Annotated in this window: 16 protein-coding genes; 2 read left to right on the forward strand and 14 right to left on the reverse strand. The window is 64.2% G+C overall.

Annotation, left to right across the window (positions count from 1 at the left end):
- Positions 1–238: 238 nt before the first annotated feature.
- The 5 genes from RVU70_RS10825 to RVU70_RS10845 form a co-directional block, all read right to left on the reverse strand.
- A complete protein-coding gene (locus RVU70_RS10825; protein WP_363346109.1) occupies positions 239–1,024 on the reverse strand; it encodes a hypothetical protein in 786 nt (261 codons plus the stop codon).
- A gap of 80 nt (positions 1,025–1,104) precedes the next feature.
- Complete coding sequence (locus RVU70_RS10830) at positions 1,105–2,088, reverse strand: NrtR DNA-binding winged helix domain-containing protein (protein WP_363351300.1); 984 nt, start codon at positions 2,086–2,088, stop codon at positions 1,105–1,107.
- Between the two features lie 8 nt (positions 2,089–2,096).
- Positions 2,097–2,615 carry a protein tyrosine phosphatase gene (locus tag RVU70_RS10835; RefSeq protein ID WP_363346111.1) on the reverse strand — a complete coding sequence of 173 codons (519 nt, stop codon included), beginning with the start codon at positions 2,613–2,615 and terminating at the stop codon, positions 2,097–2,099.
- A gap of 21 nt (positions 2,616–2,636) precedes the next feature.
- Positions 2,637–3,263 carry an HD family hydrolase gene (locus RVU70_RS10840; protein WP_363346113.1) on the reverse strand — a complete coding sequence of 209 codons (627 nt, stop codon included), beginning with the start codon at positions 3,261–3,263 and terminating at the stop codon, positions 2,637–2,639.
- Positions 3,260–3,844: a DNA-3-methyladenine glycosylase I gene (locus RVU70_RS10845; protein ID WP_363346115.1), complete on the reverse strand. Its 585-nt coding sequence runs from the start codon at positions 3,842–3,844 to the stop codon at positions 3,260–3,262. Before RVU70_RS10845 ends, RVU70_RS10840 begins: the two co-directional genes overlap by 4 nt.
- Positions 3,845–4,074: 230 nt before the next feature.
- On the opposite strand from RVU70_RS10845, the gene RVU70_RS10850 reads away from it, so the two are divergent.
- Together RVU70_RS10850 and RVU70_RS10855 are read left to right on the forward strand one after the other, a co-directional pair.
- Positions 4,075–4,620: a hypothetical protein gene (locus RVU70_RS10850; protein ID WP_363346117.1), complete on the forward strand. Its 546-nt coding sequence runs from the start codon at positions 4,075–4,077 to the stop codon at positions 4,618–4,620.
- Positions 4,621–4,746: 126 nt separating this feature from the next.
- Positions 4,747–5,142 carry a DUF3126 family protein gene (locus RVU70_RS10855; RefSeq protein ID WP_363346119.1) on the forward strand — a complete coding sequence of 132 codons (396 nt, stop codon included), beginning with the start codon at positions 4,747–4,749 and terminating at the stop codon, positions 5,140–5,142.
- Positions 5,143–5,149: 7 nt separating this feature from the next.
- Here RVU70_RS10855 and RVU70_RS10860 read toward each other — a convergent pair whose 3' ends face one another.
- The 9 genes from RVU70_RS10860 to RVU70_RS10900 all read right to left on the reverse strand — a co-directional run bounded on the left by RVU70_RS10860 (position 5,150) and on the right by RVU70_RS10900 (position 15,002).
- A complete protein-coding gene (locus tag RVU70_RS10860; RefSeq protein ID WP_363346121.1) occupies positions 5,150–5,779 on the reverse strand; it encodes a hypothetical protein in 630 nt (209 codons plus the stop codon).
- 168 nt (positions 5,780–5,947) lie between these two features.
- Complete coding sequence (locus RVU70_RS10865; protein WP_363346123.1) at positions 5,948–7,333, reverse strand: ATP-binding protein; 1,386 nt, start codon at positions 7,331–7,333, stop codon at positions 5,948–5,950.
- Between the two features lie 5 nt (positions 7,334–7,338).
- Positions 7,339–8,022: a response regulator transcription factor gene (locus RVU70_RS10870; RefSeq protein ID WP_363346125.1), complete on the reverse strand. Its 684-nt coding sequence runs from the start codon at positions 8,020–8,022 to the stop codon at positions 7,339–7,341.
- 35 nt (positions 8,023–8,057) lie between these two features.
- Positions 8,058–8,423: a hypothetical protein gene (locus tag RVU70_RS10875; protein ID WP_363346127.1), complete on the reverse strand. Its 366-nt coding sequence runs from the start codon at positions 8,421–8,423 to the stop codon at positions 8,058–8,060.
- Positions 8,424–8,530: 107 nt separating this feature from the next.
- On the reverse strand, positions 8,531–8,731 hold the full coding sequence (locus tag RVU70_RS10880) for a hypothetical protein (protein ID WP_363346129.1): 201 nt from the start codon (positions 8,729–8,731) through the stop codon (positions 8,531–8,533).
- Between the two features lie 15 nt (positions 8,732–8,746).
- Positions 8,747–8,968: a hypothetical protein gene (locus RVU70_RS10885; protein WP_363346131.1), complete on the reverse strand. Its 222-nt coding sequence runs from the start codon at positions 8,966–8,968 to the stop codon at positions 8,747–8,749.
- Positions 8,969–9,007: 39 nt separating this feature from the next.
- Positions 9,008–9,502 (reverse strand): M15 family metallopeptidase, encoded by a 495-nt coding sequence (locus RVU70_RS10890; protein WP_363346133.1) that lies wholly within the window; start codon positions 9,500–9,502, stop codon positions 9,008–9,010.
- A gap of 33 nt (positions 9,503–9,535) precedes the next feature.
- Complete coding sequence (locus tag RVU70_RS10895; protein ID WP_363346135.1) at positions 9,536–11,128, reverse strand: DUF2793 domain-containing protein; 1,593 nt, start codon at positions 11,126–11,128, stop codon at positions 9,536–9,538.
- 7 nt (positions 11,129–11,135) lie between these two features.
- Positions 11,136–15,002: a glycoside hydrolase/phage tail family protein gene (locus RVU70_RS10900; protein ID WP_363346137.1), complete on the reverse strand. Its 3,867-nt coding sequence runs from the start codon at positions 15,000–15,002 to the stop codon at positions 11,136–11,138.
- Between the last annotated feature and the right edge of the window lie 28 nt (positions 15,003–15,030).

Here is a 15,030-nt window from a genome sequence, read left to right on the forward strand (position 1 = left end):
CCGCCCAAGACCGTTCCCCGTCCCTTGCCCGTCAGACTGGCGGGGCCAGCTTCTGGACGACCCCGACTCTTCGCAGGGTTTGATTGCGCCGCTTTTGAACTGGCGCAGGTTGGTTCGCGCGTGTCACGCCGGAAAGCCGCCCCTCAAGACAGATTTCCCTGAACGCCGTCTGGGTTAGGTTAGCATCATGGCAAAAAATAGCCAGAGAGCCGACCGGGCGCCAAGCTTGCTGCTCTGTCTAGCGGGTCGCGACAGGTAGGAATTTTGCGCTCAGTATGGGCTGAGACCCAGGGATCATCGCTATCGGAGCGGCGTCCTGGGCCGTAAAGGCCTCAGACGGCGGGCGGCGCGGCGGCAGCGGCGGCGCGTCGGCGAGCCCGCGGGCGACGCTCGTCGCCGGTTCGGAGCGCGCCACCGCATCCGAAGATGGTCGTCCATCGGGAATGTGCTCGCGGTCCGCCACGGCGATGCGGATCGAGGCGTTCGGCTGCTGCTCGGATGCTGAAAAAGCCCCGGCGACGGCGGTTTGAACCTTGCGGGCGAGATCGCCAAAGGGGTTCATGGCAGGCCCCGGAACGGTTGGGCCGGCATTGGCGATTCTTGTGGGCGCTCCCTCGCGCTGGCGACGGTTAGCGATGAGCACGGGATTGTCGCCGTTGCAGTTGCGCACGCCGAGCGCGATCAACTCGCTTCCGCGCAAAATCCTGTATTCGCGGGTCAGATAACCGAGCCGCGCCTGCACGGCGGCCGGGTAGGAGGCGAAAAGCTTGGCGGAGATGCCAAGGTCCACTTCTCGTGTGAGGGCATTATAAGCTTGGTGGAATTTTACCTGGGCGTCGGGGTAGACGCAGACGTTGGGCAGGCTCAGCGCAAGCGTGCAGGCGGAACGGCATTCATGCAGACGAACCTCGCGATTCTCACGCCGATATTGTTCAGTCTGCGCCTCATAGTCGGTGACGAGCCCGCCTACGTCTTTGTAGACAATGACGGGGGCCGGCGACGGCGGCGGCGAAAGATATCCCAAGACGCACCCCTACGCTTTACGAGCCAGACGCTTGGGAAGGTTCGCCTAAATAGGGTGAACAGTCGCTTAAAGGGCTGAAGTCAGCTCTTTATGCCCACGCGCAGGCCCGGCGAAGGCCGTTCTTGCAGAACATTGCGGCGAAAATGGAATAAAGCGGCCGGCCGTCCGCCGGTCTGCATAGACATTTCGCCGGTTGGCTCGACGATGGCGGAAGACTCGACCAGTCTTCTGAAGTTCTGCTTGTGAAGATGCCGTCCGGCGATCGCTTCGACTGTTCGCTGAAGCTCTGTGAGGGTAAACGCCGCCGGCATTAGCTCGAAGATCACCGGCCGATACTTCATTTTGGCGCGCAACCGCCCCATGGCCGTGGCAAGAATGCGGCGATGATCATGTCGCATCGGATGGCCGAGGGGTTCGAGCGCCCCACGCCGGGCGGCCGCCTCGCGCCCATCTCGCAGCGCTTCCTCCACCATGCCCGCTTCGTAGAGCAGCTCATAGCGCTCGAGGACATTTTCCTCGTTGAAGCCGCGCGCGCCGAACAGGAGCTCCACGCGCTGCCGGCGCGAGAGACCGGAGGATGAAATGGCATCGGGCGCTTCCTCCACCCATTGACGGAGCCCTGGCGCAATGGTCGTCTCGATGATCGCGGGGCGGCCGTTACGCCAATCTTCCCAAGGGAAGAAATCATGCCAATTGCGCCAGCCGCCCATCGCCGGGCGCTGACTGTCGTCGCCAATGCGCGTCAGGGCGAGATAGCCGACGGAAACCACATGAGGATCCCGGTCGCCGGCGCGCGCATGCCGACCGCGGTCGCCGAAAGTGTAGAGTTGCTCCACGTAGCCGAGCGGCGCGCCGGTCTGTTCGGCGACCCAGGCGCGCAGACCAATCTCGAAGGTCCGATGTCGGATCGGGTCGAAGGGCCCGGACGGCAGGGCGGCTTCACTGCATTTTTCGTCGGTGCGGGTGGTGAGGATGAGCGGTTCTTCGCCCCGAACGGCGACAATCGCCGCCGTCAGGCCGATCGCAACCGGCGGAGACAGCGTCGGGCTCTTGGCCCTTTCAATTGTTTCGATCAGGCCAGTTCGAGCGCAAATGGCGCTCCCTCGAAGCAATCCGCGCCGCGGCCAATCGCGGCGATGGCGGCGACCATTCGTCCTTCGCGGCCGAGCCGACGATCGGCCAGCGCAACGATCCGCCGATTGGGGGTCGCGGTCGGCGAAATACGGCGCAGTTCGCGCGCCACCTCGAATTCACAGCGGTGCGGCGCGAGCGCGCAGGCGGCGATATACGCCGCCGCTGGAGATCGGCTCACGCCTGCATAGCAGTGGATCACCATCGGGTTGGCTTGGTCCCAATCCTCCATGAAGGCGAGGAGCCGATCGATATGTTCCTCGCCGGGCAGGAGGTGCCCGTCGACAGGCGCGTCAATGTCGGACACGGCGATGCGTAAATGACGCTCCCGAGCGATCTCGCAGGGGCGGACCAGCGAGGCGCCGGCCGTCAAGATGGTCACCAGCGAACGCGCGCCGCTGCTGCGCACAGTGTCGACCACTTTGGTCATGGAACAGACGTAGAGTCGTCCGCTCGACATCAAAAACCTCTTAATCTTCCGCTAGCTGCGGTCGATCTCACGAAAGCGTGCGAGAAAACGCGTCTGCGTCGTCTCTACGGGGGCAGGCGTCATCTCATCCGTCAGAGCCTGCGGGGAGATCGCAGGGAGGCCGAAAATGCTCTCGGCTTCGCGCCGTGTAAAGCCTGCGAGCGACACAGCTTCGAAAAAAGCCGCCGTCCGATCTGCCTGCTTAGCAAGCTTCAACGTCGCCTGGCCGGGCGCGGCCGGCAGCGAAAAGCGTAGCATAATCGCCGCTAGAATCCTGTTTTCAATGGATTTGTAAGCGTCCCCGATTGCTGCCTTGAACGGCGAAATCATGTCGCCGATCACATATTCGGGGGCGTCATGCAGCAGCATGAACAACCGCTCGCTGCGGCCGATGGAGGGCTCCATCACGGCCGCTATTTTTTCGACCAGCAAACTGTGCTGCGCAACTGAAAAGATGTGAGGCCCGATTGTCTGGCCATTCCAGCGGGCGACGCGGGCGAGGCCGTGGGCAATGTCCTCGATCTCGATATCTAGCGGCGAGGGATCCAGGAGGTCGAGCCGCCGGCCCGAGAGCATGCGCTGCCATGCGCGCGGCGGGACGTCCTTGAATGGCCGTTTATTTGCCCGCGCGCCAGTCATTTGGAGCCCCTCGTCAGCCGCACGTGGCAGTCCACCAGATGGTCGTCGACCATCCCGACCGCCTGCATAAAGGCGTAAACGATCGTAGGGCCGCAGAATTTGAAGCCTCTGGCTTTCAAATCCTTGGAGAGGCGCGCGGAAGTGGCGCTCTGGGTCGGTACGTCGCTAATGCTCTTGGGGTTGTTGACGACAGGCAGGCCGTCGACAAAGTCCCAGAGATAGTTGGAGAAGCCCTGCGCAGATTCGATTTCCAGCCAGGCGCGGGCCGACAGCACGGCGCCCTCGATCTTCGCGCGATTGCGCACGATGCCGTCGTTCTGCATCAATTCATGCACGCGCCTGGCGTCGAAACGGGCGACTCGCGATGGGTCGAAGCCGTCGAACGCCTTTCTGAAAGCCTCTCGCTTTCGCAAGATCGTGATCCAGGACAAGCCTGCCTGAAAACCATCCAGAATTAGCTTCTCGAAGAGAGCCTGGCTGTTTCTTTCGGGGCGCCCCCATTCGTCGTCGTGATAAGCGACGTAAAGCGGGTCGTATCCGGGCCAGGGGCAGCGCGACAGACCATCGAGGTGAACGAGCACGCCTTCCCCCCAGCTTGCAGGTTGTTTGCGGGCGGGGGGCACGACATCGAGCTCCTTCGTGGCGAGTTTCGGCGCTTTATCGCCCGTTCAGATTGCGTTCACAACCCTGTTGGGACTATCGTTACGCCGCCGCTGACACGTTCCGCGTCCGGGTGGCGCGCGGCGTGCTTGATCGCGCCGTCGCAAGTCGCTGCCAACTTCTCAAGCGGCTTCCATAAGGGGAGATTTATATGGTGATCCGTCTCGTTGTTTCCCGCGCTGCGGTGGGCCTCGTCGCCGTCGGCCTCGGCGTGGCCGCGTCGGGCGAAGCCTTCGCCCAGGCCAATGTGCTCAAGGAATGCGGATCTCGTTATCAGGCCAAGAAGGCTGCGAACGAACTCGGCGGACAGACTTGGCAAGAGTTTTTGAAGGAGTGCCGCGCGAGCCTGACCGAGGCCCCGGCCGCGGAAGCCAAGCCCGCCGAACCGGCGAAGCCCGCTGAAACCGCGGCGCCGACAGAGTCCGCCAAGCCGGCGGAGCCGGCGAAGCCGGCTGAAACCGCTGCGCCGGCCGAGACCTCCAAGCCCGCCGAGGCGGCGAAGCCTGCTGAGCCCGCCAAGCCGGCCGAAGCCGCGAAGCCCGCCGCCGACACCAAGGCTGCGACGCAGGCCCGCCAGAAGAAGTGCGCAGCGGAATGGAAGGCGCAGAAGGCGGAACTCCTTAAGAGCGACAAGAAGCTGACTTGGCCGAAGTTCTGGAGCTCCTGCAACAAGCGCCTCAAGGACGCCGGCGAATAAGTCCGCGCCTCGTTCGAACCGGACGCCCGGCGACCTCTCGCCGGGCGTTTCTTTTTAGATGAACCCATCTTGCTCGAGGCGCGGGTTCATGCCACAGGACTGCTCGAGAGCCAATGGAGGCCCAGCGTGGACAAAAGCGAGTTGCAAAAGCTGCAGGCGTTTCTTCGCCGCTCCTTCGGCAATGACGATATCCGCGTCACGCTCGACCCAAAAAACACCGAGAACGCCGCGGCCTATCTTGGCGAGCGCCAGATCGCGACAATTTCTGTGGACGACGAGGACGGCGATCGTTCATTCGCTTTCGCAATGAAAATTCCCGTGGGCCGAGAAGTTCTGCAATCTTATCTCCGCAAGCTCTTCGAAAACGACCGGCTGAGCATTGTGGCGCGCGCGCGTAAGACCGACTCCGTGGAGCTCAACAGCGACGGGGAATTCCTCGGCGTCATCTCCGCGGATGATCCAAAACTGTCCAGTTTCACCCTTCAGATCGCCATTCTCGATTTCGATCTCGAAGAAGAGTGAGGCTTACTCACCGGACGCCGGCGCGCGCCCTGGCCGCACGCATCCGCGCCAAAAGGGCGTGAGCGCCCTCATAAAGCGCGTCCCATTGTTCCAGAAGACCTGCCGGATACCGCAGCTCAACATCGAGACCGCCATCTCGAAACACAGAGAGACAGCCCTCGTCGGGCGCGCCGATCTGCGGTCTCACGCAGCGCGCGAAAAAGCTGCGTCCCTCTGGCGGCGCAATGAATAGTTCTTCCGTGTCGTAAGGGGAGGCGCGTTCGAAGCGCCGGAGCACCAGCCCGCCTGGGCCGACAAGGCTTTCGGGCGTGAGAAAGCGCGCGTAGAGCTTCGCCGGACGCTCTTGCGGGTCGAGGCTGTCGTCCTTTGGCGTCACGGTCATGACGATCGATGGCGCCGCGCCCTGAGATGTCGCCGGCAAGGGGACGAAAGCCGGAAAGGACGCGATGAAAGCCAAGCGGTCGGCGAGGCCGCCCGCAGCCGTCGCATCATCCCGCGCATAGGCTCTTGGGTAGGCGAGTTTCACGCCCGCGACGTCGGCTCGAACCAGCGCATCCGGCGCGTCGTCCCGCGCGAGAAGCAGTAGCAAGCCGGCGATCACAACTGCCGGTAGAAGCAGGACGAAGGCAAGTCTCATCGGGGAGAAAAATCAGCTCGCAATCCGCCAATCTCCGTTCTCGCCAAAGGCCCGGCCCTTTGCTTGCTGCGGTCGCCCCTTTGCAAAAATTTCGCGTGTGCCCGGCTTGCTGCCCTCGATTCTCCTATGAGAATCTCGTGCTTTTCATGCCGCAGCAGTCGGGGGCTGTCAAAAGCCTGGCAGTTTGAGTTGCGCGCGTAATCCGCCGCGCGGACTGTCGCCAAGGTCAAGAGCGCCGCCATAAGCCGCTGCGAGATCGACCACGATGGAGAGCCCAAGCCCGGAGCCAGGCTTGGTTTCATCAAGCCTTCGCCCGCGCTCGGTCGCCTGCCTTCGCAGAGGAGGGGCAAGACCTGGCCCATCGTCGTCAATGATGACAAGGAGTTCGGATCGATTTGCTTGCCTGGAAGGTTGCACCAAAATCGTCAGAATCACCTCCCGCTTCGCCCATTTTCCGGCGTTGTCCAGGAGATTGCCGATCATTTCCTCGAGGTCTTGTCGTTCGCCAAGAAATTTCAGTTCCGCGCCGACGCTTCCCGAGAACGTCACGCCCCGATCGCCGTATATTTTCGTGAATGTCCGCAGCAATGCGTCGACGCAGGGCGCAACCTGCGTCGCCGCGCCCAGCGCGCCGCCACGCGCCGCCGCGCGCGCGCGGTCCAGATAGAACGAGATCTGGTCGCGCATAATTCCCGCCTGCTCGTTGATCTTTACTGCGAGCGGGGAGGGCGCGGCGTCTGCTTCGTTGACCATGACGCTGAGCGGCGTTTTCAAGGCGTGCGCCAGATTGCCGACCTGCGTGCGTGCGCGCTCCAGAATGTCGCGATTGGCCCCAATGAGAAGATTCAGTTCGTCCGCGAGGGGCGCGATCTCGTTTGGATAGGCGTTCGCGATCCGATCGCGTTCGCCGCGGCGGATGGAGACGAGTTCGCGCTGCAGCAGGCGTAAGGGGCGTAGGCCAAAGCGCACTTGAAAGGCGACGACGCCCGCAAGCGCTATTGCAAGAGCCGCGAAAGCGATCGTCAATTCGAAACGGAATCTGCCGATCTGCTCTTCCATTTCCTCGGTGGTTGCAGCGACCTGGACAAGATAGATCCCCGTGTCGCCTGCGTCGATCACCCGTTCGACGATCCGCAGCCGCCGCCCATCAGGCCCCTGGGCGTCGCCACGTCGGGAACCGCCGACGCCGGCCGGCACACCGAGATCGGAAAGCTTCGGCAGTTTTTCGGCAAAGAGAGAGCGGGACGCCTTTATTTCATGTGCCGAGTCGTCCATCCGAGTGATTTGCCAATACCAGCCCGAGCCCGGTAGTTCGAATTGAGGGTCGCCAAGCTGACCAGGTCCCGTTCTTCCTTCCTGGCCCGATTCCGATACGTCTGCGACGATGGCGCGGAGATAGACCTCAAGCCGCCGCTCGAAAATTTCTTCGGCTTCCTGCCGGTAATAGGCCGTAAAGAACATGCTGGCGACAAGCAGCACGACCGAACTCAGCGCCGCCGCAGTGAGAAACAGGCGCGTCGCGATGGAGCGAGAGATGACGCGGGGCAACCGCATGTTCGCTAACGTCTTCCGCCGGGGCTCTCCGGCGCGGCGGCGGCCATATAGCCGAGGCCGCGAATGGTCTGGATTACATCTACTCCAAGCTTCTTGCGCAGACGGCCGACGAAAACCTCGATTGTATTCGAGTCCCGGTCGAAGTCCTGATCATAGATGTGTTCGATGATCTCGCTGCGCGAAACCACTCGACCGCTGTGGTGCATGAGATAGGCGAGGAGTCGGTATTCGTGCGATGTCAGCTTTACTGGCGCGCCGTTGACGACGACGCGTCCAGCCTTAGTGTCGAGACAGACGGGACCACAGACGATTTCGTTCGTCGCGTGGCCCGCCGCGCGGCGCAACAGCGCGCGGATGCGCGCCAGAACCTCTTCCATATGAAAGGGCTTGGCGACGTAGTCGTCGGCGCCGGCGTCAAAGCCCTGCACCTTTTCGCTCCAGCGATCGCGCGCGGTGAGTATGAGCACGGGCATGGCGCGACCAGTCGCGCGCCAGGATTCGAGCACTGTGATGCCGTCCCTTTTTGGCAGGCCAATGTCGAGCACGACCGCATCGTAAGCTTCCGTCTCGCCCAGATATTGGCCCTCCTCGCCGTCGAAGGCGCGGTCGACCGCGTATCCGGACTGTTCCAAAGCCTGCGCAATCTGACGGTTGAGGTCCTTATCGTCTTCGACGACGAGCAGCCGCACCTTCTTCCTCCCGCCCAAAAGCCCGCGGCTTCGAATCAATCATCCTTGTGGCCAGAATGCGGCTTTCCGGTTATGGCGTCATATGCGAGCCTCGAGATGCGGCCGTCCGGCAGCAGCACGCTGATCTCGTAGATGAAGGTTTCCTCACGCCGGCAGAGACGGGCGCCCAGAGCCTCGCCGTGATTCTCGCGAGCGGCCGCCCGCATGCAAGCGAAGGGATCAACGAGCCCGTGCGCCGCAATCTTCTCCCGGGTTTGCGCCGTCGAGAAACACTGTATCCTTGGGCTTGCCCGTTCGACGGCGCGTTCCGCCTGTTCCTCCGCGTGCGCGCGAGTCAGCGACGCCGCCGCGATTGTCGCGGCCGCCAGGACGCTGCGAAAGGTGAACATACGGGTCGGCATCTTTCCTACAATGGTTCTCTTAGCAAACTCGTGTCTGAACGGCAGGTGAACGCCGCCGGAGGCGTGAAAAGATCATTATCATGGCGGCCTTCGGCGGCTTTCGCAATCTAGCGTTTCATGCGCAACGCAGCGGAAAGGCTGCCGGGCGGAGTCGTGGTCAACGTTCGCATCAAGGCCATGAGGATTGCTGAAGCAATGGCGACGGCCCCAGCTTTGGGGTCGTTGAGAAAGGCGATCCAGTCTGTTGAGGCGAGCGCGCCAAAGATCGCGACGAGCGCGGCGGCGAGATAAGTGCGGTATCCGGTCATTTTCCGTCCTTTGCTTCAGGCCTGCGTCTGGCTTTGATCCACCGCCGTGAGCGCGCCACGCAACTGGTCGGCGGTGGCCTGGAGGTCGTTGGCGATCTGTTCGATGGCGGCCGCGTCCGCCGCCTGCGCCTGCGCATAGGCGAGGCTATGGGACAGATTTTGGATGTGGTCGGCCGCGACGCCGATCAAGCTTCGCAAGTCGTCGACGATCGCGGCGAGGCGATTAAGGGCTGACATGTGTTTTTGCTCCTTCCTTCGTTTGAGGTTTCGCGCCCGTCACCGAGCGGCGGCCTGGAAATGCATGGGGTCGCAGTCGCCGTTGGCGCCGCGCCAGATCAGCCCACAGTCTTGAAAGGCGCGCGCGGCTTCGAGCGGGATGAAGCCAGGCCGCCACTTAGACCGAAAGGGATTGCGCTCGGGATCGATGTCGAGGGCCGCGCCGTAGCTGTGAATGGACCAGCTCTTTGTCGATCCTCGCATGAGCCGCACCATGAGCGACCCGCCCGTCAGATGTAAGCGATGAGCCTCGATGTCTTTTTGCGTCCCATAGAGGCGCTTGATTGCGAGCAGCGCGTCCCCGAACGCGTCCCTGCATCTGCGATGAAAGCGTAACTTCGTTACGGGCGGGCCCCATGAGTAGCGCATCGCATAGGGGGGCACGAGATCAACAATGTTGTCACGCTCCCAACTCGGATTGACCGAGCTGTGCAAGATTGGATCGCCGTAAAATTCGATCAACTCCTCGATATGACGCTCGTTCGGCCAGTGCATGGCGTTCCCCTTTCCTTTTTGAGGGAAAAAAAATCAAAAATATTCGATGATGATCGCGAGGCCGGGCGCGCCCGCCCCGCCGGCGCCGCCTGAACCGCCGTTTTGATGCGCCCCGCCGCCGCCGCCGCCGCCCGAAGGAAAGCCGCCTACGCCGCCTCCGCCGCCAATCGCCGTCCCGGAGGCGCCGCCGCCGCCGCCGCCGCCAGCTTGAGTGAACGCCCCCGTCGTGGTCGCGAAATCGCCAGGGCCGGCGCCGCCGGCGATCGCGCCGCCTGCAACGCCCGGCGCGCCGCGCGCGTCGAAGCCGCTCGGGAAGAAAGCGCCGCCCATAGCGCCGTTGCTCGCGGCGTTCGAGGCCGTGAGACCGCCTCCCGCGCCCCCGCCTGAAGCGCCGAAAAAGGTGGTCCCGCCGCTAAAGCCGGCCGAGCCGTCGGCGGGGCCGCCGCCGCCGCCGCCGCCGAACCCCAGAAGTTGGGAGACGCCGCCGCCCGCCCCCGAGCCGCCCCCACCCTGTCCACCGCCGCCGGCCCCGCCTGTTGCGCCGGAAGCGTCGGTTCCCTTCGCAAGGCCTGAACCGCCGCCGCCGCCTGACGCCCTTCCAAGGCCGCCGCCCGACCCTGCGCAGCCGCCATAGGCTTTCATTAGGGACCCGAAAGAGCTGTCCCCGCCGGCTGCGCCATTGGCGCCCGGACTCGAATTCGTCGTTTGAGCGGCTCCGCCCGCTCCGCCCGCGCCGATCGTCACCGCCTGTCCGGCTCCGATCGCCGAAGCGGGGAAGGAGCCTCTGATCCACGCGCCGCCCCCTCCGCCGCCGCCGCCGGAAGCGGGAGAGCCCGGCGTCTGCCGCGCCCCGGAACCGCCGCCGCCCCCTCCGCCGAACACAATGACGTCAGCGAAACGAAGTCCGGAGGAGGGCGTGTAAAACCCGCTCGCTCTGAACGTCAGAATTCTTGTCGGCCCACCGCTGGGATAGGAAACGGCGCCCGTCGTACGGTCGATGACAAGGCTGTCCCGCCACAATGCGCCGTCGGCGGAGACCTTGATGCGAAAGTTGTCGTCTCCCGCGAGTCCCGTCTCGGCGCGCCCCGAGTAGTTCGACTGGTAGAGGTGCGAGACTGTTTTGGCGGACGCCTCCTTGTTCAGCGACACCCTCAGATCGCCGCCGCCGCCTTCGGAGACAGTTCTGGCTGAAAACAGCGCCGCGTTCGTCTTCACCGAGAGCGGATTGCCTGCGTCGGCCGTGGTTCCGACGCCGAGCCGCGAGAGGTTTTGCACTTCCCGCAGACCGCGGCCGAGATCGACCCAATCGAGGCCGTCAAAAAACAGCAGCAGTGATTCCGCGGAGACGTAAAGGCGCCATCCCGCGCTCGGGCGCAAAAACGTCCAGCCGTCGGCGAGAAAGGCCGCAATCTGCTTTTCCTTGCCCGCGAAGGCGCTCGTCGCCCCCGCGCCGATGAGAAAGCGGTCGCCTTCAGCGGGCGCGGTCGGCGGCGTGGCGACATTGCGCGCGTTCACAGCAAGATGCACGCTGGCGTCGAGCATCGCCAGCGCTTCATTGTGGGTGATATGTTTCTGCGCCTGAGCCGCGTCGATGAGCGGCAGCGCCAGATGCGTCGTCTCGGTCATGGTTCGCCTATTCGATGGTCACCGTGCCGGTGAAAGGAAACCCGCGCCCCACAGCGGCGCTCATTTGATAGAGGGAGAGCGTCAGAGCGCTTTGCGGCGCGCCGAAATCGGCGAGCTCTTGAGCGGCGGGGTAGAGAATCGAGGTCGTCTGCGCGGAGAGCGCGCGTTTGCCCGTCGGCAGGACAATCTCCGCTTCATAGGCCTCGTTGGACTCGCCGAGCGGAACGTCGAGCATCCCCCAGCTATCCGAGTCGATGCGGCCGCGACGCAAGAAGCGGATCACAATTCCTTCAGCGGTGCGAACCGCGCGAAGGCGCGTCGGCGCATAGGGCATCAGCGTCAAACGCGTCGCCGTGGCGGTAGCGCGAACGTAAAGCGGATCGGCGACGTCTCGATCGGTGGGGCCGATGGCGTAAGTGATCGGGGCGCCGATTTCTTCGACTTTGCGCGCCAGCGGAACGAGCGCGTCGTCGAGCAGCACGACGGTGGAGCCGGCCGGCGCCGCTCGGCGTGCGAGATGCTCCGAGCCGCCCAGGCCGCGGATGAGCCTCGAAAGACGATAGGTTCCCTCGCCGACGAGCTCCGCGCGCGCGAAAGCGAAGATCTCCCACTCGCCGTCCGCGCCTTTGATGGCCATGGCGGTCCTGCCAGCGAGCGCCGCCAGATCGTCGACCGAGGCAAGCTCTCCCCCTCCTAAGCGTATTGTCAGGCTCGATCCTCGATCGAAGCGGCCGACAGGGCCTGGAGGCAGAATGTCGAGCGTGTCGCCGATTATCGCCCGCTTCTCGATCACGCCGATCGCTTCCGACGCTGCGCCGATGGTTTTCACAAGCGCCAGTGCGCCGGGCCAAGGATCGGCAAAGGCGGCGACATAGGAAAGCGCTTCAGGGCCGCGCAGGATCGCAAGATCAAGCACAACGACTCTCGGCGGCCCGAGGATTTGTGGCGTCGCCTGGGCGACGCGTTCAATCTTCGGCGCCGCCGCGTCATAAACCGATGCGTCGACCGCCCTTGCGATGACGCGTCGGGCGGCGCCGTCGGCGATACGCTGGATCTGGAATTGGCGCGCGTCGAGGCGCAGCACATCGCCCGGCTGGAGGCCGACAAGGCCTGGCCGCAGAGTGAACTCCGCAGTTTCGCGTCCGACCCAGAGGTCTTGCAGCCAGACGTCTGCAAGTCTCTGCGCCTCCGCCTGATGGGTGATCACCGCAGCCTGAGCGTCGCTCTTTCTGGCCGAGCGGCACTCGAGTCGACGTGAGAGAGCCCGCGCCAGCTGATAGCCACTTTCCGAGTCGGCGTAGGTGAGCGCAATTTCGCCCGGCAGCTCGCTTTCCTGCGCCCGCGTCAGGGTGACGAGCGACATGTCCTTTCCCAATGCAAGATCACCATCGCCGATCTCGCGCACCGGTTTGCGGCGCCGATCGACAAAGTCGAGCCTGCCGGCGCCGATGGCTGCGTCGAATCCATAAAGCGCCGCAAGCGGGTCGATGGCCTCGCGCGGCGACATCGGCCGATCCAGCACATAGCCATCCAGAAACCCACCGATGCTGGGCCGCTGGATCGCGAGGCCCGGGGCCTCCACGGCCTCGGCCAGCGTCGTCACGAGACGATCGAGGGGAACGCCCTCCAGCCGCCCGTTGAGCCAGTGTCCCGTCTCCCAATTGGGCCCGTCGCTCCAGGCGTCGCCTTGCGTTGGAAAGGCGGGGAATGGCCGTGCGTCCCAGCACCAGATATGAATGCGCGCGGGATCGACCATTGGGCCGCCGTAGACAGCCGATCGCGGATTCGCCAACGACCCGCCGGGGCGAGACGGATCAAAATAGGTAAGCATCGCTTCGACGAAGCGCGACTGGATGAGGTCGTCCCGACCATCGCGCGAGAAATAGGGCAGGCCGCCTTCGCTCGAGCGAGAATCTGGAAAAATGTTTGGCGCATTCGCTCCCCGGTCCACGGCGGGACAGCCGGTCTCGACGATCCAGATCGGTTTGGAATGTGGGACCCAGGCCGTCGGTTGCGCAAGTTCGACGCCCGCCACGCGCTCGTAATGCAGCTGCGACCAGAAGGAGACAAAGTCTTTCGTGCGATGGACCCAGGGCTTGCCAAGGCCGTCCGTGATGGGCGTCCGGACCTGCGCCTTGCGCGCTTCGGCGTCGGCGTAATACCAGTCGTAGCCCTCGCCGGCGGCGACGTGCGATATGAGATAGTCGAGATCGTGCGGGCATGTCGCTTGCGCGGCGTCCAAATGCGCGTCGCCGTCACGCCAGTCGGACAACGGCCAGTAGACGTCGACGCCGATGAAGTCCACCGCCGGCGACGCCCACAAAGGATCGAGCGGAAAGCGCAGCTCCCCCGCTTCGGGGACATGCGCGCCATATTCGGTCCAATCCGCCGCATAGCCGACCTTTGTCGTTTCGCCGAGGATCGCCTTTGCCTCGGCGGCGAGCGACGTCAGCGCGGAGACGAAGGGATAGTCTCCCGGGCTTGAGCGCACGCGCGTGAGCCCGATCAGTTCGGAGCCGATCAGAAAAGCCTCGAGGCCCGCCGACTTCAGGAGGTCGACATAGTGGAAAATGAAGTTGCGGTAGCGGGCGACGAAGGCGTCGATCTGCGTCGCCGCGACGCTGCTATTGTCGGGCGACCCGCGACGCCCCGGCGCGGGGTCGCAGGTAATGCGTCCCCGCCATGGGAACGTCGGCTGGCTGGTTGCGCCGCTGTAAGGATCCCGCAACTCGTTCCCCGGCGGAACGTCCATCATGAGAAACGGATAGAAGGTGACCGAAAGGCCCCGCGCCTTGAGGTCCGCGATCGCCCCGAGCACCGAGGCGTCGCTCGGCGTGCCGCCAAATGCGGCGCGTCCGTCGATCTGGGTGACGAGTCGCGCCGTCGCGCGGGTGCGGTCGCCCACGCTCCAGTCGGCCGGCCATGAGGAGCCAAGCAGATAGTTGAATTGGCCGATCGTTTTGAAAGGCGCGTCGACGCACGGCTCGATTGCGCAATATTGCGCACGCAGATCGTCGCCGAACCAGGCGACGACGAGCGCCACGCTTTCGAGATTGGGGCATAGCGCCTGGAGCGCGTCGATCGACGCCTGCCAGTCCGTCTGCGCAGTCAATTGGTGGCGGTTTTCGGCGCTCGTCGCCCCCGCTGACCAGAAGTTGAGCTTCAACGCGGGGAGATACCCAGCCTCCGTCGCGCCGGGAATGAGATCGATCGCTCGGATCATCTCGCCAATGCCCGCGACGGGCTTCACGACCTCGAAAGTGAATTGCGGAATCCGGTTGCCGAACGACGCCAGCGGGAGATTGTCAAAGACAACATAAGCGAGCCCGCGATAGGCGGGCGCATTCTCCGCTCCCTCCTTGACCACGATCAGCGGATCCGGCTCCTGGTCCTCCGTTCCTTTGTAGATGCGCAACGGCAGCGTCGTCAGATCCAGTTCTGCGCCGTCGGCCCAAATCCTGCGGATGAAGGCGATTGGCCCTTCGCAAAGGCCGATCGCGAAGTTCGCAAAGTATGCGTAGGTAACATCCACCCGTGGCGCGCCGGCCCCGCCGCCGCCGCCCTTGCCCCCGCTTGGGGCGGCGGTTTGAATGGCTACGTTGCTCTGCTCGAGGAAGCGGGTGGCCCAGATCATCTGCCCGCCAATTCGCGCCCGGCCGTAGACGCGCGGAATGCCCGCGCCCTCGGTCGAGGCGACCCCATCCATCGCCTTGAGGCGCGGCCCGTCGCTGTAGCGCGGCGCGCCGTGGGTTTGTCCCTGATCGAAGAGCGCGCCGCCCAGGGCGCCAGCGAGACGTCCGACAGCGCCGCCGACCGGGCCGCCGATTGCGCCGCCGACGGCGGAGCCGATGGTTTGGAGGACCAGCGTCGCCATGCAAATCTCTTGGAGGTTCGAGGAGGCG

Source organism: Methylocystis echinoides (genome assembly GCF_040687965.1).
Lineage (GTDB): Bacteria > Pseudomonadota > Alphaproteobacteria > Rhizobiales > Beijerinckiaceae > Methylocystis > Methylocystis echinoides_A.

Coding starts and splice junctions, on each gene's coding strand:
- RVU70_RS10835 (WP_363346111.1), bottom strand. CDS start 2,615: ATGTCGAGCGGACGACTCTACGTCTGTTCCATGACCAAAGTGGTCGAC.
- RVU70_RS10840 (WP_363346113.1), bottom strand. CDS start 3,263: ATGACTGGCGCGCGGGCAAATAAACGGCCATTCAAGGACGTCCCGCCG.
- RVU70_RS10850 (WP_363346117.1), top strand. CDS start 4,075: ATGGTGATCCGTCTCGTTGTTTCCCGCGCTGCGGTGGGCCTCGTCGCC.
- RVU70_RS10860 (WP_363346121.1), bottom strand. CDS start 5,779: ATGAGACTTGCCTTCGTCCTGCTTCTACCGGCAGTTGTGATCGCCGGC.
- RVU70_RS10865 (WP_363346123.1), bottom strand. CDS start 7,333: ATGCGGTTGCCCCGCGTCATCTCTCGCTCCATCGCGACGCGCCTGTTT.
- RVU70_RS10875 (WP_363346127.1), bottom strand. CDS start 8,423: ATGCCGACCCGTATGTTCACCTTTCGCAGCGTCCTGGCGGCCGCGACA.
- RVU70_RS10880 (WP_363346129.1), bottom strand. CDS start 8,731: ATGACCGGATACCGCACTTATCTCGCCGCCGCGCTCGTCGCGATCTTT.
- RVU70_RS10885 (WP_363346131.1), bottom strand. CDS start 8,968: ATGTCAGCCCTTAATCGCCTCGCCGCGATCGTCGACGACTTGCGAAGC.
- RVU70_RS10890 (WP_363346133.1), bottom strand. CDS start 9,502: ATGCACTGGCCGAACGAGCGTCATATCGAGGAGTTGATCGAATTTTAC.
- RVU70_RS10895 (WP_363346135.1), bottom strand. CDS start 11,128: ATGACCGAGACGACGCATCTGGCGCTGCCGCTCATCGACGCGGCTCAG.
- RVU70_RS10900 (WP_363346137.1), bottom strand. CDS start 15,002: ATGGCGACGCTGGTCCTCCAAACCATCGGCTCCGCCGTCGGCGGCGCA.